We start from the raw sequence: 17,165 nt of genomic DNA, 5'->3' as shown, positions 1-17,165 counted from the left end.
AACTTTTCTTTTTGCTTCTCTTTCTACTGTTCGCCCTCACAGGGCAGGCCCAGCAGCTCAGCGGAAAGCCTGGCACCTTCACCGTTGGGAACAAGGAGTTCCTGCTCAACGGAAAGCCCTTCGTGGTGAGAGCGGCCGAGCTGCACTATCCCCGTATTCCACGGGAGTACTGGGAGCACCGCATCCAGCTCAGCAAGGCCATGGGCATGAATACCATCTGTATCTACCTGTTCTGGAACCTGCATGAGCAGACCCCGGGCCAGTATGATTTCAAAGGCCAGAACGATGTGGCCGAGTTTGTGAAATTGGCCCAGAAAAACGGCATGTACTGCATTGTGCGGCCCGGCCCGTACGTGTGCGCCGAGTGGGATATGGGCGGCCTGCCCTGGTGGCTCCTCAAGAAGCAGGACGCACAGGTGCGCACCCTCCAAGACCCGTACTTCATGGACCGCACCAAGCTGTTCCTGAAAGAGGCGGCCAAGCAGTTAGCCCCGCTGCAGATTCAGAACGGCGGCAACATTCTGATGGTGCAGGTGGAGAATGAGTATGCCACCTTCGGCGATGAACAGGCCTACATGGAAGCAACCCGCGACGCGGTGCGTGAGGCCGGTTTTGACAAAGCACAGCTTTTCCGCTGCGACTGGCCCTCTAACTTCAACAAATACAAACTGGATGGCGTGGCCACCACCCTCAACTTCGGGGCGGGCACCAACGTGGACGAGGCTTTCAAGAACTTCAAGGAACTGAACCCCACCGCGCCGCTGATGTGCAGCGAGTATTGGTCGGGTTGGTTTGACCACTGGGGCCGTCCGCACGAGACCCGCTCAGTGAGCAGCTTTATTGGGAGTCTGAAAGACATGATGGACCGCCGGATTTCCTTCAGTCTCTACATGGCCCACGGCGGCACCACCTTCGGGCAGTGGGGCGGGGCCAACGCGCCACCCTACTCGGCCATGGCCACTTCCTATGACTACAACGCGCCGGTAGGCGAACAGGGCAACACCACCGAGAAGTTCTTCGCCGTGCGCGACCTGCTCAAGAACTACCTGCAGGAAGGCGAGACGCTGGGCGAGATCCCTTCGGCGAAACCCATCATTGCTATTCCTGCTTTCAACTTAACTGAAAGTGCAGCGCTGTTCGCCAACTTACCAGCGGCAAAGAAAACGGAGAAGATTCAGCCTATGGAGAACTTTGACCAGGGTTGGGGACGCATTCTGTACCGCACCACCTTACCGGCAACGGCTTCGGGGCAAAAGCTGGTGATCACCGAGGTGCATGACTGGGCCAACGTGTTCCTGAACGGCAAATCGATCGGCAAGCTGGACCGGCGCCGGGGCGAGAACACCGTGACGCTGCCTGCCTTCAAAGGAAACGCGCAGTTGGACATCCTCATAGAGGCCACCGGCCGCGTGAACTACGGCAAGGCCATCATTGACCGCAAAGGCATCACCGAGAAAGTGGAACTGAACGACGGCCGGAAAAACACCGAGCTCAGGAACTGGCTTGTCTACAACTTCCCCGTGGAGTTCGAGTTCCAGAAAAAAGCGAAGTTCACGAAGGGCACCGCCACTGGTCCGGCTTGGTACCGGGGCTCCTTTGACCTAAAGGAAACCGGCGACTCGTTTCTGGATGTGAGCAAATGGGGTAAAGGCATGGTATGGGTGAACGGGCAGAATCTGGGCCGGTTTTGGAAAATTGGCCCGCAACAGACGCTGTTCGTGCCCGGCGTGTGGCTCAAGAAAGGCCGCAATGAAGTGATTGTGTTGGACGTGGACAAACCCGAGGGTACCACCATCGCGGGCTTGAAAGAGCCGATTCTGGATCAGCTTCGGGCCGAGGAGTCTTTAACGCACCGCGCCAAAGGCCAGACGCTGAACCTGGCCGGGGAGAAGGCGGTCGCCACGGGTGCATTCCCGGCGGGCAGCGCCTGGCAGGAAGTGAAATTCGACAAGGCCGTGCAGGGACGCTACCTTTGCTTCGAGGCCCTGAGCTCGCAGAAAGCAGATGATCCTTATTCCTCCATCGCGGAGCTGGAACTGGTGGATGAGAAAGGAAACCCTGTTTCCCGCCTGAAGTGGAAAGCCGTTTACGCCGACAGCGAAGAAGTGACCGGAGGCAACAACTCCGCCGACAAGGTGTATGACCAGCAGGAATCCACGTTCTGGCACACCCAATACTCCGGCGACAAGCCCAAGCACCCGCACCACCTCGTGCTTGACCTGGGCGAGAACGTGACTGTGAAAGGCCTGCGTTACCTGCCCCGTTCCGACAAGAACACCGGCGGCATGGTGAAGGAATACCGCATTTACCTCAAGAACAGCCCGTTCAAGATGTAAGACACTAAGGCAAATGCCCCGAGGGGAAGGCTCGCTTGCCTTCTCTTCGGGCTTTCCTGTTTTAGAGCAGTTTTTTAAAAATAAGCCATAAACCGCTTCGTCTGGACTGAATGTCTCTTTTCTGGATAAAGCATTACTTAAGAACTCCACCACCACATGAACAAACAATTTTCCAAAAACCTGGCGAAAAACTGTGCGGCCTTTTGCCTGGCCATCGGGGTATTGGGCTCGGCCTGCTCCCCGCAAGTGGCTAAGAATTCCGGGTCTGAGCAAACAGGCGCCGAAATGAAAGCCCCAGAGGAAAAGTACAGCGGATACCTCTTTACGTACTTTACCGGCAATGACAAAAGCGAAGAGGCCATCCGGTTTGCGGTCAGTCAAGATGGCTATAATTACCGGGCGCTTAACGGCAATAAACCCATTGTCTCTTCGGCCCAGATCAGCTCTACCGGCGGTGTGCGTGATCCGCATATCCTGCGGGGTGCCGATGGCAAAACCTTTTACATGGTGGTGACGGATATGGTATCGGCGAACGGCTGGAGCTCTAACCGGGCCATGGTGTTGCTCAAATCCACGGATCTGGTCAACTGGACTTCCAGCGTGGTGAACATCCAGAAACGATTTGCCGGAAACGAAAAGCTGCTGCGCGTATGGGCGCCGCAGACCATCTATGACCCCGAGGCCAAAAAGTACATGGTCTACTTTTCCATGAAGCACGGCGATGACCCCGATAAGATCTACTACGCCTACGCCAACCAGGATTTCACCGATCTGGAAAGCGAGCCCAAGCAACTATTTTTCAGCCCCACCAACGGCGCGGCCATTGACGGCGACATCGTGCTGAAAGACGGCAAGTACCACCTGTTCTTCAAAACCGAAGGCGAGGGATCGGGCATCAAAATCGCGGTGTCTGATAAACTGACCGGCGGCTACGTCTTGCAGGACCGCTACGTGCAGCAGACCAAGGACCCCGTGGAAGGAGCGGGCGTGTTCAAGCTGATTAATGAACCCGGCTACATCCTGATGTACGATGTGTACACCAAAGGCCGCTACCAGTTCACCAAAACCACCGATCTGCAGAATTTCACCGTAGTGGATAATGAGGTGTCCATGAACTTTCATCCGCGCCACGGCACCGTCATTCCCATCACCACCAGAGAATACGAGGTGTTGGTTTCTAAATGGCTGACGGCAGAAGAAGTGCTGCTTACCGCCAAGGCACCCGGGTTGAAGCGGTTCAACGTGGCCCTGGACTCCGCTAGAAGAACCCTGCATCTGCCCGTAAAACCCGGTATAGACCTGAGCGCCTTTAAACCGCAGTTTGAGTCTTTCCCGGGCGTGACCGTTTCTTCTTCTGCGGCCGATTTTTCAAAAGGAGGCGTAAACTACACCGTGGAAATCAAAGGGAAACAACCCCAGACGTTTGCCGCCACTGCCCGCGAAGACCATAATCCCGTGTTGGATGGCTTCTTCGCCGACCCAGACATTATCTACGCCGAGAAGACCGGCAAGTACTATATCTATCCCACTAGCGACGGGTTTGATGGTTGGTCTGGAACCTACTTCAAAACCTTTTCCTCCCCGGATCTGGTGAACTGGAAAGACGAAGGCGTGATCCTGGATTTGCCCAAAGACGTGAGCTGGGGAAAACGAAACGCTTGGGCGCCGGCCATCATCGAGAAGAAAGTGAACGGGCAGTACAAGTACTTCTATTATTTCACAGCGGCCCAGAAGGTAGGCGTAGCCGTATCGGATAGCCCCACCGGGCCTTTTATGGATTCCGGGGAGCCCTTGGTAGACCAATTGCCTCCGGGTGTGAAAGGCGGCCAGCAGATTGACCCCGATGTGTTCACCGATCCGAAGACCGGCAAAAGCTACCTGTACTGGGGAAACGGCTACATGGCCGGGGCCGAACTGAACCCGGATATGATTTCGATCAAACCCAACACCATCAAGGTTCTCACCCCAGACAATACCTTCCGGGAAGGGACGCACGTGCTCTGTCGCAAAGGTATCTACTATTTCCTTTGGTCGGAGGACGATACCCGCAGCGAGAACTACCGGGTACGCTACGGCACTTCCACCTCGCCGCTGGGCAAGATCAAGGTTCCCGCCAATAACCTGGTCATCGCCAAAGACCCGGCCTCGAGAATTTACGGCACCGGCCATAATTCCGTGATTCAGGTGCCCGGTAAAGACGAGTGGTACATTGTCTACCATCGGTTCAATTACCCCAAAGGCATCACCATGGGCGATGCCGCCGGCTTCAACCGCGAGGTGGCCATTGACAGGATGGAGTTCAACGCAGACGGAACTATCAAGCAGGTAACGCCCACACATGGAGGGGTAACTAATCTTAAAGCCAAACAATAAACGGCAACTTCCTTGAAAGTACCTTCTGTTTAGAATAGGTTTTTGAGGCAACAGCCTTAAAACAGAAGAGAATCCTCTCGTTTCTGTTTCACCTAAGGTGAAGAAAGTTAAAGGAGCTTTGGGCCTGTTTTGCAGAAAACAGGTCCAAAGCTCCTTTTTTAATTTATGGTTTCAAACGAATACCTGTTCTTTCATTTTTTGTGCCTGTGGACTTATTGGTAATGTAAGCAGGATGGTATAAGCTGTTTCCAGCCTGATTCTCTAAATCAGAGCAGACTGGACAGGCAGAGTATGGACGAAACCTTTAAGAGACCGTTTTCAGGCTGCTTCTCCAAAAACACTTCTTTAACAGAAAAAGGGCGCCCTCGGACAGGAGGCAAATCAGCTTTCGCCTCTTGCCCGAGGGCGCCGTATATACACAAAGTCCAGGGCGAACATATCCTGATTATCTAAAACCTGTGAAGATGAAGAAAGTACTAGGCACCCTTATCCTTCAATTGCTTGTGCTTTCCGGCTTTTGCCAGGAGAAAGCCGCCACCGGCGCCACAAGCGGAACTACCAGCGGTCCTCCGGCCTGGATCATGCAGGGCAACATCTATGAGGTGAATGTGAGGCAGTACACACCGGAAGGCACCCTGAACGCTTTTGCCAAACACCTTGACCGTTTGAAAGGAATGGGCGTGCAAACGGTGTGGTTCATGCCGCTCAACCCCATCAGCAAGGTGGACCGGAAAGGCTCGCTGGGGAGCTACTATGCCGTCTCGGACTACACCGCCGTCAACCCGGAGTTCGGCACCATGGCAGACTTCAAACAGGTGGTAAAGGCTATCCATGACCGGGGCATGAAGGTCATCATTGACTGGGTACCCAACCATACCGGCGGAGACCACCGGTGGCTCACCCAGCACCCGGATTTCTTCGTGCGGGACAGCACCGGGAAGGCGGCCATGGCGGTGGACTGGGCAGACACAAGGCAACTGGATTATAAGAACCCGGTGATGCAGGACAGCATGATCGCTGCCATGAAATACTGGGTCTCTACTACAGGCATAGATGGCTTCAGGTGCGATGTGGCCTGGAACGTCCCCGCTTCCTTTTGGCGCCGGTGCATCCCCCAGTTGAAAGAGATGAAGAGCCTTTTCCTGCTGGCCGAGGGCGATAGCGCTTATCTACCCAAGACCGGTTTTGACGCGGTCTACCCGTGGCACATGTTCAAGATGATGGAGAAGGTGGCCAAGGGCGAAAGGCCGGCCTTCAGCCTGGATAGCGTGAAGCAGGAGAATGACCGAATGTACCCTGCCCATACCATTCAGATGTACTTCACCAGCAACCACGACGAGAACAGCTGGAACATGGCGGACTACGGGACCTTCCCCGGCCCGGTGCATGCGCCCTTCGCGGTATTCACCCAAACCATGGCCAGCAGTGTCCCCCTGATCTACAGCGGACAGGAAGAACCGGTCCTGAGGGCATTGAAGTTCTTCGACAAGGATCCCATGGCTTTCGATAAGCTCCAAAGAGCCTCGTTCTATAAAACCCTGCTGAACCTCCGGAAAAGGAACGCCGCCCTGTCCGCCGACGCGTCTTTCCGGAAAGTGAGCGCAGGGGATGAGAAAGCAGTGTATGCCTTCGTGCGGGAAAAAGGAAAGAGAAAGGTGTTGGTGATCCTTAACTTTTCGGGTACCTCGCAGCCGATCACCATAAAAGAGAAATCTTTGATCGGGAGCGCCTACAACGTTTTCAAGGGTGCAAAGGAGCCTGTAAGCAGCAAAAAGTGGAATATTCAGCCATGGGGGTATGCGATGTATGAATACACTTCCCAATAATCCGGGAAGGTGAATCTATTTGAGCAGCTGGGAAGTAGAGATGGCTACAATCCAAGTCAACGCTAAAGCACTTTTATGAAGGGTTGCACATCTTGCACTAATGAAGACTTACTAGAAAAGCTAACTGGCTAAACAGACCCACCAGTCATACTTAAAGCGTTCCAATCTAACTTAAACACCCCACCTAATAGTTTTCTATAGAGCCGTGTGCCCGTGGGGAGGAGTGGGTTACCCGCAAGGGCCCCAAGGCATGTAAATGTTTCGCAGCTCCTTCTCACGGGCACACGGGTGCCCTAAGCCAAACTGCGATGGCCATCTTCAAAGACGGTGACACCTACGTCATCCGCGAACAGCCCCAACTTACCAATAACACCATGGGTGCCCTGATCCAGTTTCTGGACCTGGTCCCGGATATGGCCAGTCTCCATCTATTGGTGAACAACCTAGCTTTTCATGCCGTCACCCGTGATCCAGAACACGTGAATGATTGGGGAGCGGACTATGCCGCCATGAATGCCCTACAGCTTTTTCTCACGGCACTCACCCGACAACAGGAATCAGAGGACTGACCAGAGAATATATAGATTTCGTATAGTTACTAACTAATTCCTATATAGTATATTCGTTAGTCAATTTCTGTTTATCCGACTCACATAAGCTAGACAATAAAAATAAACTCTGTAAAAGTGTCAATATCTTGAGTTATTCCGTTTATACAGTAGGCAGACACAATATGTATTTATCTAATATAAAATCATGGATTGGAGTGAATTGATACCAAGCTTAATCAGAACACCTATAACTATTTATCAGAATAGGAAAACAATTCAGCATTGGTGGATTAGGCTACTCGCTCAAGTTGATACCGGAGATACTGATATAGTTCTTCTTGGCCAAGGAGGAGTGGGAAAAACACTTTTAAGTAAATGTCTACATGGTCAAGCTCCTAAATTTAGCTATAAAACTCCAGGAACATCACCCAATGTTGAAACAGAAGCTGTGATATTTGGTGATTGGACTAAATTAGTAAGAGTGATACCTGGACAAAGTAGCAAAGAACGATTAAAGGGGTTGGATGAGGCATTTAACACCAGCGAAAGTTTAGAAGGTGTTATATATGTTGTAGATTGGGGATATGCAAAAATCAGAGATGAAACCCTAAAAAAAGCATTGATTGAAGATAGAGGAATAGATACAATTGCTAAGCTTAGAGAATATACCTTAAGGAATGAATTAGAAGATTTGGACCTTATGATGATGAAAATTAGGGATCTGCAAGCTAAAGATGGGCGTCCAAAATGGTTAATAATTGCTGTAAATAAGGTAGATTTATATATGAATGAAGTTGATGAGGCTCAGAAATACTATAGTATTGATTATGGAAGTGATTTTGCGAAAGTCGTTAATGAGTATTTGCATCAAATCGGAACATTGAATTTGAAGGTTTTCACTCTTCCTATTTCCTCATGGCCTGAAGATTTCGAATGGAATAATGAAATGATTGATGCAAAGCTTGGAGGCAAGTCTGTAGAACATGGACTTGCATTAAACTTTATTTCTGAAATTTCTGTAATATCAAAAGGGTAATAAGAAAAGTGAGTAATCATTCTGAGAATAACGAAGTATCAAAGTATAAAGAGGTAGGAGAACTGTTAGATTTGGCAGAGAATGTGTCAGAAAAGGTTAAAAACATTCAAAAAAATCTTTATGCAATTCAGGTAAAAGCAGCGGCTCTTGTAATGTTAGTTTTTATTATATCACTAATATTTTTTTTAGCTCCATATTTAATTGAAGTACAAGACCAGTACTTGAGTATAAAGTTTGTATTTATCATTTTCTTTATTTCCAGTTTGATTTTCTATGGTATGATTGTGTATCGTCAGTATTTAAGATACATACGGGATTATCGTATTGAGCAGGATATACTATTACGACTTTTGGAAATGACACACCAAATAAAGAAATACGAATACTCTAAAAATAGTTTTTCAACTATTGAGAAAGCGTTAATTGAAATGAGATTAAGCAGAATAGATTTTAATACATGAGACCACGCCCAACATCAGCTTTTGAAAGCAGAACTGATGAACAATAAATGGACTTATTCCCTTTACTAGATTAAAGCAAGTGAATGAGGGGACAGAACGTGAACTTCCTGCCTTCACAAAGTTATTGAACATTGATCCCATGTAAATGAAAGCCTTGGCAATTGTCAGGGCTTTTTTTGTGTCCTTTCTGGCCGTTGGCTTGCTGCCGAATTTCGTGCAAACCTCATTGAAGACCATGCACGACATCAAAATTGGAAAACTGCAGCGGCAATTGCCGGGCAAATGGAACGAGCTCACAGGTAAGCAGCTGCTGGGGATTATCGCCGTCTCCACCAGAATCCCATCTATCCCTGGCTTGAAGCCCCACCAGATCCAGGAGCTGCTTCGGCTGGAGACTCTTTTCATCCTGCTCAACGTCCCCAGAGCGTTGCTGATGCTCTTCACCCCGCTGCAGCTTCTGCAGTTTTACTGGCTTATGCCTTTTCTGGAAAAAGGCGGCTTCTCCGGGCTGACGGCCCAGCTCTTCCCCAAACTCAGGGTGCCCGGTTTCCTGGGCTGGTTCAGGCCACGACTCTTCGGCCCCAGGGAGCGGATCCGGAACATGAGTTTCCTGGAGTTCATCTACGCCGACACCTTCTTCACCGCCTATACCCAGAAGCAGAACCCGGCCATGCTGGACAAGTTGGTCTCCTGCCTCTACCGGAAGAAGCGGTGGTTCCACTTCCTGCTGAAACGCCTGGCCAGCTACGGCGGTGACTGCCGGCAGGAGTTCAACCCCTACTTCGTGGACGGCCGGGCACGTTTGGTGGCCAGGTTCTCCCTGGAGCAGAAGCTGGCGATCCTCTGTTGGTACCGCGACTGCCGGGAGGAGCTGGAGAGGGAGTTTCCCTTGGTTTTTTCCGGATCCAACCAGAAGACGGCCGGCCGCAAAGGCTGGGACGGCGTGCTGCTCGGGATGAGCGGACACGTGATGAACATCGAATCAACCGGGAAGGCCAACATCCGCAGCATCCTGGGGATGATGCAGCAGCGCTTTGAGGAAGTGGAGGAGGCAAAAAAGCAGAGAGATGAGAACTAAGGAATACAACGCGCTCTTCCGGGAGTTGGCCGAGCAGCACGTGGACCTGCTGCACTCGGAAAAGAACATGCGCTTTGTGCGGATGACGCTCTCCAGCGATCCAATGCAGCGGGTGCTGGACTTGACCGAGTTTAACAACAGCATTAAGCACAAAATCAAAGACGGCTTTTTCATGGTGCTGCAGAACTACGAGGCCGGCTTCAGCGACAACGGCGGGGACCGGACCAGCAAGGTTTTCTACGGGGCCTTCCTGATCCTGCGCAATGTGGACCCCAACAACGTGGATGCCCAGGAGCAAGCCTACGATGAGACTGAGCGCATCGGCGAGGAGATCATGGCCGCCGCCATCGAGCGGATCAACAACTACGGCGGGGTGCCGCTCACGCGCATCTCGCCCAGCAATGTCTCCAGTGACCAGGTGGCCAAAGTCGCCCTGCAGTATTTCGGCACCCGTTTCGATTTCTCCTTCACCATGGCTTCCAAGGCCCTGAAATACAATAAAGAAAAATTCAATGGCTAGGTTAGCGAGAGTTACCATGAGCATGGGCCCTTACGTGGCCCATAACAAATCCATCCAGCTCACTATCCTGGGGGTTCCGGTGAGATTTGTGTCAGAAAGTTTCACCGGCGTGGGTGGGACTACCGTCTACTTTGCCCAGAACCAAACCCCGGACGTGCTTGCCGGGGATGTCGGCCGGAACGTGGCGGCCCTGGAGACGGCGGTGAAGGCCTACCTGCAGTCCATCGGCGAGACTAGGTTCAGCGTCATCGGTGCCGTAGTAACAGGTGGCGTAGGCTTTGAGCAGGGCGGCAGCGTCACCCTCCGGGCCAAAGAGTACCGGGATGAGCTGAACCTTCCTTATGCCCTGCCAGATTCGGGGGACAACTATGTCACGGCCAGCGGCTGCACCAACAACCCACCGCAGACGGCCTCTTTCCTGAAAACGGATGTTTCCTGCTACGGGAGCACCAGCGGGGATATCTTCCTGAACGTTGCCGGAGGCGTGGCCCCTTACGCCTACCAGTGGGAGGATGGCCCCACCACCAAGGACCGCGAGATGGTGATCAAAGGCGTTTACCGCGTCACCATCGCCGACAGCACCGTGCCTGATGCTCTGGGGGATGATCATCCCGGCGTGGTCTCTCTCGAGATCACCCTGGGAGAGCCGACCCGGGTGGAGGTGGTGGCCTCGGTCCAGGGCCAGAGCGTGACCGTGGAAGTTTCCGGCGGCACGCCCGGTTACACCTACACCTGGAGTGACGGATCCACCGAGAAGGACCGTTCTGGACTGGCACCAGGCACTTACCGGCTCACTGTGACCGATGCCAACGGCTGCTCCAGCTCGGTAAACGTGGTCGTCAGTAATTTCCGCTTCTATTTTTCCCGCAACCCGGTGACCTTGGAACTTGCCGCGGAGGATGTGGCCAACAAACCAAACCTCTCGTTCCTGTGCGAGCTTTGGGTAGAGAAGGCGTATCTGTCAGGCGAGTTTGAGAAAGTGACTTCTGAGCCGCTGGAGCACCCGGCAGACGTATTGGGCACCACCCTTTTTGATTTAAGGGAGTTGCTGGACGCTTATGTGGAGCCGCACCTACCTGAGCTGAGCGCCAAATCGGTGGTCAGGGCAGACGCGGTTTTCCGGCGCTTTTTCCTAAAGTACACCGAAAAGTACGGTTCGCCGGCAGCCGTCGCGCCCTATACCCAGATCGACACCCAGTACGTGCTCTGCGGAGGCCTGGATACCCAGGAAACGCTGGCCGGCACCTTCTTTTCCAGCTACCTGCCCAACCGGAAGCCCTTCTTCACCTGGGACCAGCCGGAGAAAGGGGTTTACACCAATCAGCCCGAGTTCCTCTACTTCATGCCCAATTCTTTCCTGTTGGAAAGCTTCACCGTGAAAACCAAAGTGCGCTTCTCCGACGGAACCAGCCTCATTACCGACGCTTACATGCAAACCGAAGTGAGGCGCTATGAAATGTACTGCATCCCGGTGGGCCATGACCAGATCGGGGTGGGGGTGCTCAAGGAAAACGTGAGCGTGAAAAGCTGGGACGTGTACCTGGTGGACCAGGATGGCGCAGTGATCAGCGAGACGCGCCGCTTCTTTTTGCTCCCAGATCTGGACGAGAGAAGGAGGTACCTGCTGTACACCAACAGCCTCGGCGGCATCAACACCCTGGTGACCACCGGCAAGGCCAAACTCAAGCTGGATCCGGATACCACCACGCTGGAGCGGAACCTGCTGCCCGGCACGCCGGCCACCCGGCATGAGGTGGAGGTGCGCTCCAAATCGGCCAAGGCCACCCTGGAGCTGACCACCGGCTACCGGGAGCCGAGGGAGATCCTGGCCTTGCAGGACTTCCTGCTGGCCGAGCGGGTATGGCTGCTGGAGAATGACCGCTTCACGCCGGTGCTCGTGCTGGACAAAAACCAGGTGCCGCTGGATGAGGCCGAGGACGTGGGCTACCTGGACTTTGAGGTACAGCTGCCGCGCCGCCACCGCTACACGCCGCAGCTCCGGCTGGCCGGCTACTATGACCAAACCTCTGAACTCAAACCGCTGGAGCTATGAACGACACCATCATGATCAAACTGGGGGATACCTGGCTGGACTTGCCCGAGGAGCTGAGTATCCAGATTGAGGCCTGGAACCCGCTGTTTGAAACCGATAGAATCCCCGGCACGCTCACCTTTCCGTTCACGCTGCCCTTCAGCTCCGGGAACAATAAGGTGCTGGGTTTTCCCGGTCATCTTTCTGTGGCCAGGTACAGACAGCCCCAGCAGGCCTGCCAACTCTTTCTGATGGGGCAACTCTGGAAAGTCGGGAAGCTGAACCTGGTCAAGCGCAGCTCCAAAGGCTATGAGGTGAATTTCCAAACCGATGTGGGCGATATCTCCGCTTTGCTGAAAGAGCAGAACCTGCGCGAGTTGGACCTGGGTGCCGAGCCGCTGAGCCTGCAGGCCTTGCCCGTTTTTCCGGAGGCCAAGTATGCCCTGTTCCCGGTGCGCAACACTGACTTTTTTGAGGAGCGCCCGGAGCTTTTCAGCGATATCATCAACGACTATGACGGCGGGTTCAAGTCCGCGCCGGCCAACGCTTTTTACCGGCAGTACCCGGTGACCCCGTTCCCGTACCTGGCGCACGTGCTGCAGGCGGTGCTGGCCACCTTCGGCTATACCGTCACCGGCTCCTGGATCCAGGAAGAGGAAACCCGGCGGCTGGTGATCTACAACACGCATGCGCTTTACCCGGCTTCCGATCTGGATGGACTTGCTCCATTGGTGATCAGTGACCATCTGCCTGACATGAAGGTGAATGAGTTCCTCAAAGCCATCCGTTCGCTTTTCTGCCTGGGCATGGTCTTCAACCCGCTCCGGAAAGAGGTGGAGATCCTGAGCCTGGATGCGGTGGCCAGAGACCGCACCTACATGGAATGGACCGAGAGCACCGGCCGCCTCTATGATTGGGAACCGGCGCTGGCCACCGGCTTCACCCTGGAAATGACCGCCGACTCCGGTGATGCGTTGCTGGGGACGGTTGACCTTACCTATACCGTCGGCTCGGGAAAGGAGCCGATCAGCTGCCAGGCCGGCACGCTGCCCATGACCGATTACTTTGGCCGGCTCCTGCCAGAAGCCTCGCAAAAGGAGGACGGCTCCGGCAAATACACCCTGCGCCTGCTCTCTTACCGGGGGCTTCAGCAGGATCAGTTTGACCGGATTTATCCGCTGGGCACTAGTGGTACCACTGACTCAAAAGGAGCCGAGATCGGGACCGACTCCCTGCAGTGGGCCGGGCCGAAGGGCCTTTACGAGCGCCGGCACAAGGCCTGGTTGGATTTCCTGCTTCACGCCGAGTCCATCGAGACCGAGCAGAGTTTCCACATCAAGGATTTCCTGGCGCTGGACTGCCGGCGCAGGAGTTTCATCCGGCACGAGTCGGGCACCTTCGCCGGCATCTGGGAAAAGGTGAGCATCACCGTCTCCCGGAAGAAAGGCCTGCAGCCAGCCAAAGTACCGCTTAAAAGAATCTACTAGATGGAAGCCGAGAAAACACAGCGGGAGCTGGCCAAGGAATGGCTGGGCTTTGTCTTGCAAGGCTGGGGAAAGCAGTTGAAGAAACTCAAGATCCATTCCAGCGGTGAGCTGGAACGAAGCTTTGAGGGTGCGGTGATTGCCGCCGCCAACGGAGACTTGCTGAAAGTGAAGATCGCCTATGCCTGGTATGGGGCCATGGTGGATATGGGGGTGGGGCGCGGTACCAAACTGGGTGAACAGAAAAGCAACGCCACCAGCCGGCGTCTGATCGGCCGGGTACTGGGCAACCAACGGAAACCCAAGCGGTGGTACAGCGAAGGCCGCGACAGCATCGGGCACCAGGTAAACCAGCTGAGCTACCTGATCGGGGTGAACGCATCCCTGCAGGCCGCGGAACGGTTGGTGCCGGGAAGTAAAAACGAACAAATTGTAATCAACCTCTAAGATGGCAACAGATAGAACGACCCGGGAGATAGAGATTATCGCCAACGGGCAGAAATTCAACGCTTCGGTCAAGGAGATGACCGGAGCCCAAGCCTTGCTGAACGCGCAGATCAACAAAATGGCGACGGACGATCCCCGGCGCAAAGACCTGATCCGGGACTTCCAGGAAATGAAGAAGAGGACTGCGGAGGCCCGGCAGGAGATCCACGGGGTCACCCAGGCGCAGCAGACCATGCAGAAAGGCACACTTGCCTCCCGGTTGGGCATTGAGGGGGTGACTTCCGCCACCGGGCTTCTGAAGGTCGGCTTCAAAGCGGCCGTGGCTGCTTTCCTTCCTTTGCTGGCTTTCCAGACCATCGTGGATTTGGGCCGGGCATTTCTGGGGCTGGTCAATGACGTGGACAAAGTCAAGGGAGCCTGGCAAAGCTTGGGTGTGACCCAGGACCAGGAGCTCAACAGCCTGTATGCCCGTACCTCAGCCTATGCCCAGACGTTCGGGAAAGAAAACAATGAGGTGATCAACTCGGCCAAAGTACTGGCGAAGGAATTCGGAATCTCGTTTGAGGAGGCGTTTGAATTGATGGAGAAAGGTACGCTCGCGGGGGCCGATGCTTCTGGGCAGTTTCTGGACAACATCAAGGAGTACTCCACCCAGTTCGCCGGGGCCAAGGTGAGCGCCGAAGACTTCGTTGCCGAGCTGGCCAAAAGCGAGAACAGGGGTATTTTCTCGGATAAGGCCCCTGACGTGGTGAAAGAGTTCGGCCTGCGGATCCGGGAGCAGACCAAGGCAACCGGTGAGGCATTGGATGCCGCCTTTGGCCAGGGATTCACTGACAAGATCTTCAAAGGTTTGAATGAGGGCACCATGACCACCGCCGAGGCGCTTCGCCAGGTAAGCAAGCAGATGAACGACACCACCATTCCGGCCAGCAAACTCCAGACCGTGATCGCGGATGTTTTCGGTGGTCCAGGGGAGGACGCCGGTATTGAGTACCTGCGCAGCCTGCAGGATCTGGGCGGCGAGCTGGACAGCATGGTGGATAAAACCAATGGGCTCACCGAGTCCCAGATTGAGCAACTGGAGGCCAACAAAGCGCTGGCCGCCGCCGAGGCTGAACTGGGGGAGACCTTTGCAGGCACCGGTGCCACCCTGGATGTGATCTGGACCAACATAAAAACCTTTGGCCTTTTGGTGCTCAACGCTTTTGTCTTGAGCATAAAGGAGCTTCGGAATGAGATGGTGGGATCCTTTGAGGCGGTGAAGGCCTTCGGCAGCGGGATTGCGGATGTTTTCAAAAAACTCACCTCCGGGGACTTCTCAGGGGCCGCCGAGGAGTTCGGGAAAATCGGTGACAAAAGCAGCAAGGCCTACTGGCAAGGCTACGTCAAATATGAGATGGAAGCCAAGAAAGAGGAAGAGATCCGTAAAAAGCAGGAAGCCGACAAAGCCGCCGCCGCCGCTGCCGATCAGGCCAGGAAAGAGGGAGGGGCCACCCGCGCCGAGAAGGAAAAAGCCGCCAAGGCTGCCGCCAAGGAGGAGGAAAGACGCCGTAAGGAAGCAGCTGCCGCCTTGAGGAAAGCCAGGGAGGAGTTTGATAGGGCTGAGGCAGCTGCGGAGATTGAGCTGGCCAAGCTGAAGGTGGATGTGATGCAGGACGGCGTTGACAAAGTGCTGGCCAAACTCCGTCTGCAGCACCAGCTGGAGAAAGCCGAGCTGGAGAAACAAAAGGAAGTGGTGAAGGCCAACGCCGCCGCCACCTACACCGAGAAGCAGGCTTTGCTGGATAACCTCCAGGAGCAGCAGCGCCTGAAAGATGAGGAGCTGAAAGCCGCTGAGCTCAAGGCCCAGGAAGATGAGAAAAAGCGCCTGCAGGAAGAGGCTGCTAGAACCCTGGAGGAGAAACTCGCCAAATACGACGAAGACCAGCAGCTGAAGGCTGAGCTGCTGGAGAACGAGTTTCTCAACGACCAGACGCGCCTGGAGGACCAGAGCCTGCGTGCCCTGGAGGCAGAGCAGGCTCTGGACATGGCCCTGCTGGAACTGAAGAAAGCGACGGCCGCCGCCAAGTTGGCTGATCTGGAGGCTGCCGGGCAGGCAGAGTCTTTGGCTGCGGTCAAGCTGAAGAACGAAATCCTCAAAACCGATAAGGAAATCGCTGACGGCAAGAAAGCGAATGCCCAGGCCACCGCGGAGTTCAAGGCCAAGATGATGCGGCTGGAGACCGATAATTTCAAGTACATCATGGACGTGGGGCTGGAGTTCTTCGCCGCCGATGAGGCCTCCCGGAAAAAGAACGCCAACGTGATCAAGGCTTTCACCGCCGGCAAGATCATCGCCGACCTGATGCAGGAGATCTCCGGCTACATGGCGCACCCGGCCTCCATCGGCACCTTCGGTCTGAGTGGTACTGCAAAATCGGTAATTGCCACGGCCCGAGCCGGCATGGCCTTGGAGCAAGTGCGTACCCAGGCATTTGCTGATGGGGGGATGACCCGCAGCTCGGGAAGCAAAGCGCTCATCAACATGGTGGAACGGGGCGGCATGTGGGAAATGGCCTCGGGTTATTCCGGCGGCTCCATCGGTACCTTCGCTGAGGGGGGCTGGGTGAACAGCGCGAAGCTGGGCCTGATCGGGGAGCGGGGCGCAGAGCTGGTTATCCCCAACTGGATGATCTCCTCGCCCAAGTACGCCAACACCGTGTCTTGGCTGGAGTCTGAGAGACAAAGGGGAGTGGCCGCTTTTGCCGATGGCGGGAGCACCGCACCCACCACCTTGCCTGGCGTGCCGGAGCCTGACCAGGAAATGAAGTTCCTGCTGCAGCAGATGCTGCTTGAGTTCCGAGAGATGCGGGAGGATCTCTCTGCCTGGCCAACCCGCCTGCAGGTGCACAATAACGTGGCCGATATCCAGGAAAAAATTATAACCCTGAATGATCTGGTGGAGATGTCGGAGGCTTAGAATAGGATCCTCCCGTTTTTGGGAACGGCTGTTTTTGCCATAACGCTCCCAAAAACGCTCCC

12 protein-coding genes are annotated in these 17,165 nt (G+C 54.5%); all 12 read left to right on the top strand.

Annotated elements, in window-relative coordinates; all coding sequences use genetic code 11:
- Positions 1-11 precede the first annotated feature (11 nt).
- A complete protein-coding gene (locus FOA19_RS02505) occupies positions 12-2,336 on the top strand; it encodes a beta-galactosidase (RefSeq protein ID WP_223808695.1) in 2,325 nt (774 codons plus the stop codon).
- A gap of 156 nt (positions 2,337-2,492) precedes the next feature.
- The gene (locus FOA19_RS02500; RefSeq protein ID WP_223808694.1) at positions 2,493-4,709 is read left to right on the top strand and encodes a family 43 glycosylhydrolase; all 2,217 of its coding nucleotides are present in this window, start codon (positions 2,493-2,495) and stop codon (positions 4,707-4,709) included.
- 464 nt (positions 4,710-5,173) lie between these two features.
- Entirely contained in the window at positions 5,174-6,535 is a 1,362-nt protein-coding gene (locus FOA19_RS02495) for an alpha-amylase family glycosyl hydrolase (RefSeq protein WP_149089217.1), read from the top strand.
- 308 nt (positions 6,536-6,843) lie between these two features.
- A complete protein-coding gene (locus FOA19_RS02490) occupies positions 6,844-7,104 on the top strand; it encodes a hypothetical protein (RefSeq protein WP_149089216.1) in 261 nt (86 codons plus the stop codon).
- 187 nt (positions 7,105-7,291) lie between these two features.
- The gene (locus FOA19_RS02485) at positions 7,292-8,122 is read left to right on the top strand and encodes a GTPase domain-containing protein (RefSeq protein ID WP_149089215.1); all 831 of its coding nucleotides are present in this window, start codon (positions 7,292-7,294) and stop codon (positions 8,120-8,122) included.
- A gap of 8 nt (positions 8,123-8,130) precedes the next feature.
- A complete protein-coding gene (locus FOA19_RS02480; RefSeq protein WP_149089214.1) occupies positions 8,131-8,583 on the top strand; it encodes a hypothetical protein in 453 nt (150 codons plus the stop codon).
- Positions 8,584-8,818: 235 nt separating this feature from the next.
- On the top strand, positions 8,819-9,661 hold the full coding sequence (locus FOA19_RS02475; RefSeq protein WP_149089213.1) for a hypothetical protein: 843 nt from the start codon (positions 8,819-8,821) through the stop codon (positions 9,659-9,661).
- The gene (locus tag FOA19_RS02470; protein ID WP_149089212.1) at positions 9,651-10,181 is read left to right on the top strand and encodes a hypothetical protein; all 531 of its coding nucleotides are present in this window, start codon (positions 9,651-9,653) and stop codon (positions 10,179-10,181) included. Before FOA19_RS02475 ends, FOA19_RS02470 begins: the two co-directional genes overlap by 11 nt.
- A complete protein-coding gene (locus FOA19_RS02465; protein WP_149089211.1) occupies positions 10,174-12,234 on the top strand; it encodes a SprB repeat-containing protein in 2,061 nt (686 codons plus the stop codon). Before FOA19_RS02470 ends, FOA19_RS02465 begins: the two co-directional genes overlap by 8 nt.
- Positions 12,231-13,700: a hypothetical protein gene (locus FOA19_RS02460; RefSeq protein ID WP_149089210.1), complete on the top strand. Its 1,470-nt coding sequence runs from the start codon at positions 12,231-12,233 to the stop codon at positions 13,698-13,700. Before FOA19_RS02465 ends, FOA19_RS02460 begins: the two co-directional genes overlap by 4 nt.
- Positions 13,701-14,144, top strand: a complete 444-nt coding sequence (locus tag FOA19_RS02455; RefSeq protein ID WP_149089209.1) for a hypothetical protein — start codon at positions 13,701-13,703, stop codon at positions 14,142-14,144.
- A gap of 1 nt (position 14,145) precedes the next feature.
- A complete protein-coding gene (locus tag FOA19_RS02450) occupies positions 14,146-17,103 on the top strand; it encodes a phage tail tape measure protein (RefSeq protein WP_149089208.1) in 2,958 nt (985 codons plus the stop codon).
- Positions 17,104-17,165: the final 62 nt, after the last annotated feature.

The sequence above is a fragment of the Rufibacter hautae genome, assembly GCF_008271695.1.
GTDB classification, from domain to species: Bacteria; Bacteroidota; Bacteroidia; order Cytophagales; family Hymenobacteraceae; genus Nibribacter; species Nibribacter hautae.
This window is presented reverse-complemented; position numbering and strand designations above follow the sequence as displayed.

Excerpts from the sequence above, each read along its gene's own strand:
- FOA19_RS02500 (WP_223808694.1), top strand. The coding sequence starts at position 2,493 with ATGAACAAACAATTTTCCAAAAACCTGGCGAAAAACTGTGCGGCCTTT.
- FOA19_RS02495 (WP_149089217.1), top strand. The coding sequence starts at position 5,174 with ATGAAGAAAGTACTAGGCACCCTTATCCTTCAATTGCTTGTGCTTTCC.
- FOA19_RS02490 (WP_149089216.1), top strand. The coding sequence starts at position 6,844 with ATGGCCATCTTCAAAGACGGTGACACCTACGTCATCCGCGAACAGCCC.
- FOA19_RS02485 (WP_149089215.1), top strand. The coding sequence starts at position 7,292 with ATGGATTGGAGTGAATTGATACCAAGCTTAATCAGAACACCTATAACT.
- FOA19_RS02475 (WP_149089213.1), top strand. The coding sequence starts at position 8,819 with ATGCACGACATCAAAATTGGAAAACTGCAGCGGCAATTGCCGGGCAAA.
- FOA19_RS02470 (WP_149089212.1), top strand. The coding sequence starts at position 9,651 with ATGAGAACTAAGGAATACAACGCGCTCTTCCGGGAGTTGGCCGAGCAG.
- FOA19_RS02465 (WP_149089211.1), top strand. The coding sequence starts at position 10,174 with ATGGCTAGGTTAGCGAGAGTTACCATGAGCATGGGCCCTTACGTGGCC.
- FOA19_RS02460 (WP_149089210.1), top strand. The coding sequence starts at position 12,231 with ATGAACGACACCATCATGATCAAACTGGGGGATACCTGGCTGGACTTG.
- FOA19_RS02455 (WP_149089209.1), top strand. The coding sequence starts at position 13,701 with ATGGAAGCCGAGAAAACACAGCGGGAGCTGGCCAAGGAATGGCTGGGC.
- FOA19_RS02450 (WP_149089208.1), top strand. The coding sequence starts at position 14,146 with ATGGCAACAGATAGAACGACCCGGGAGATAGAGATTATCGCCAACGGG.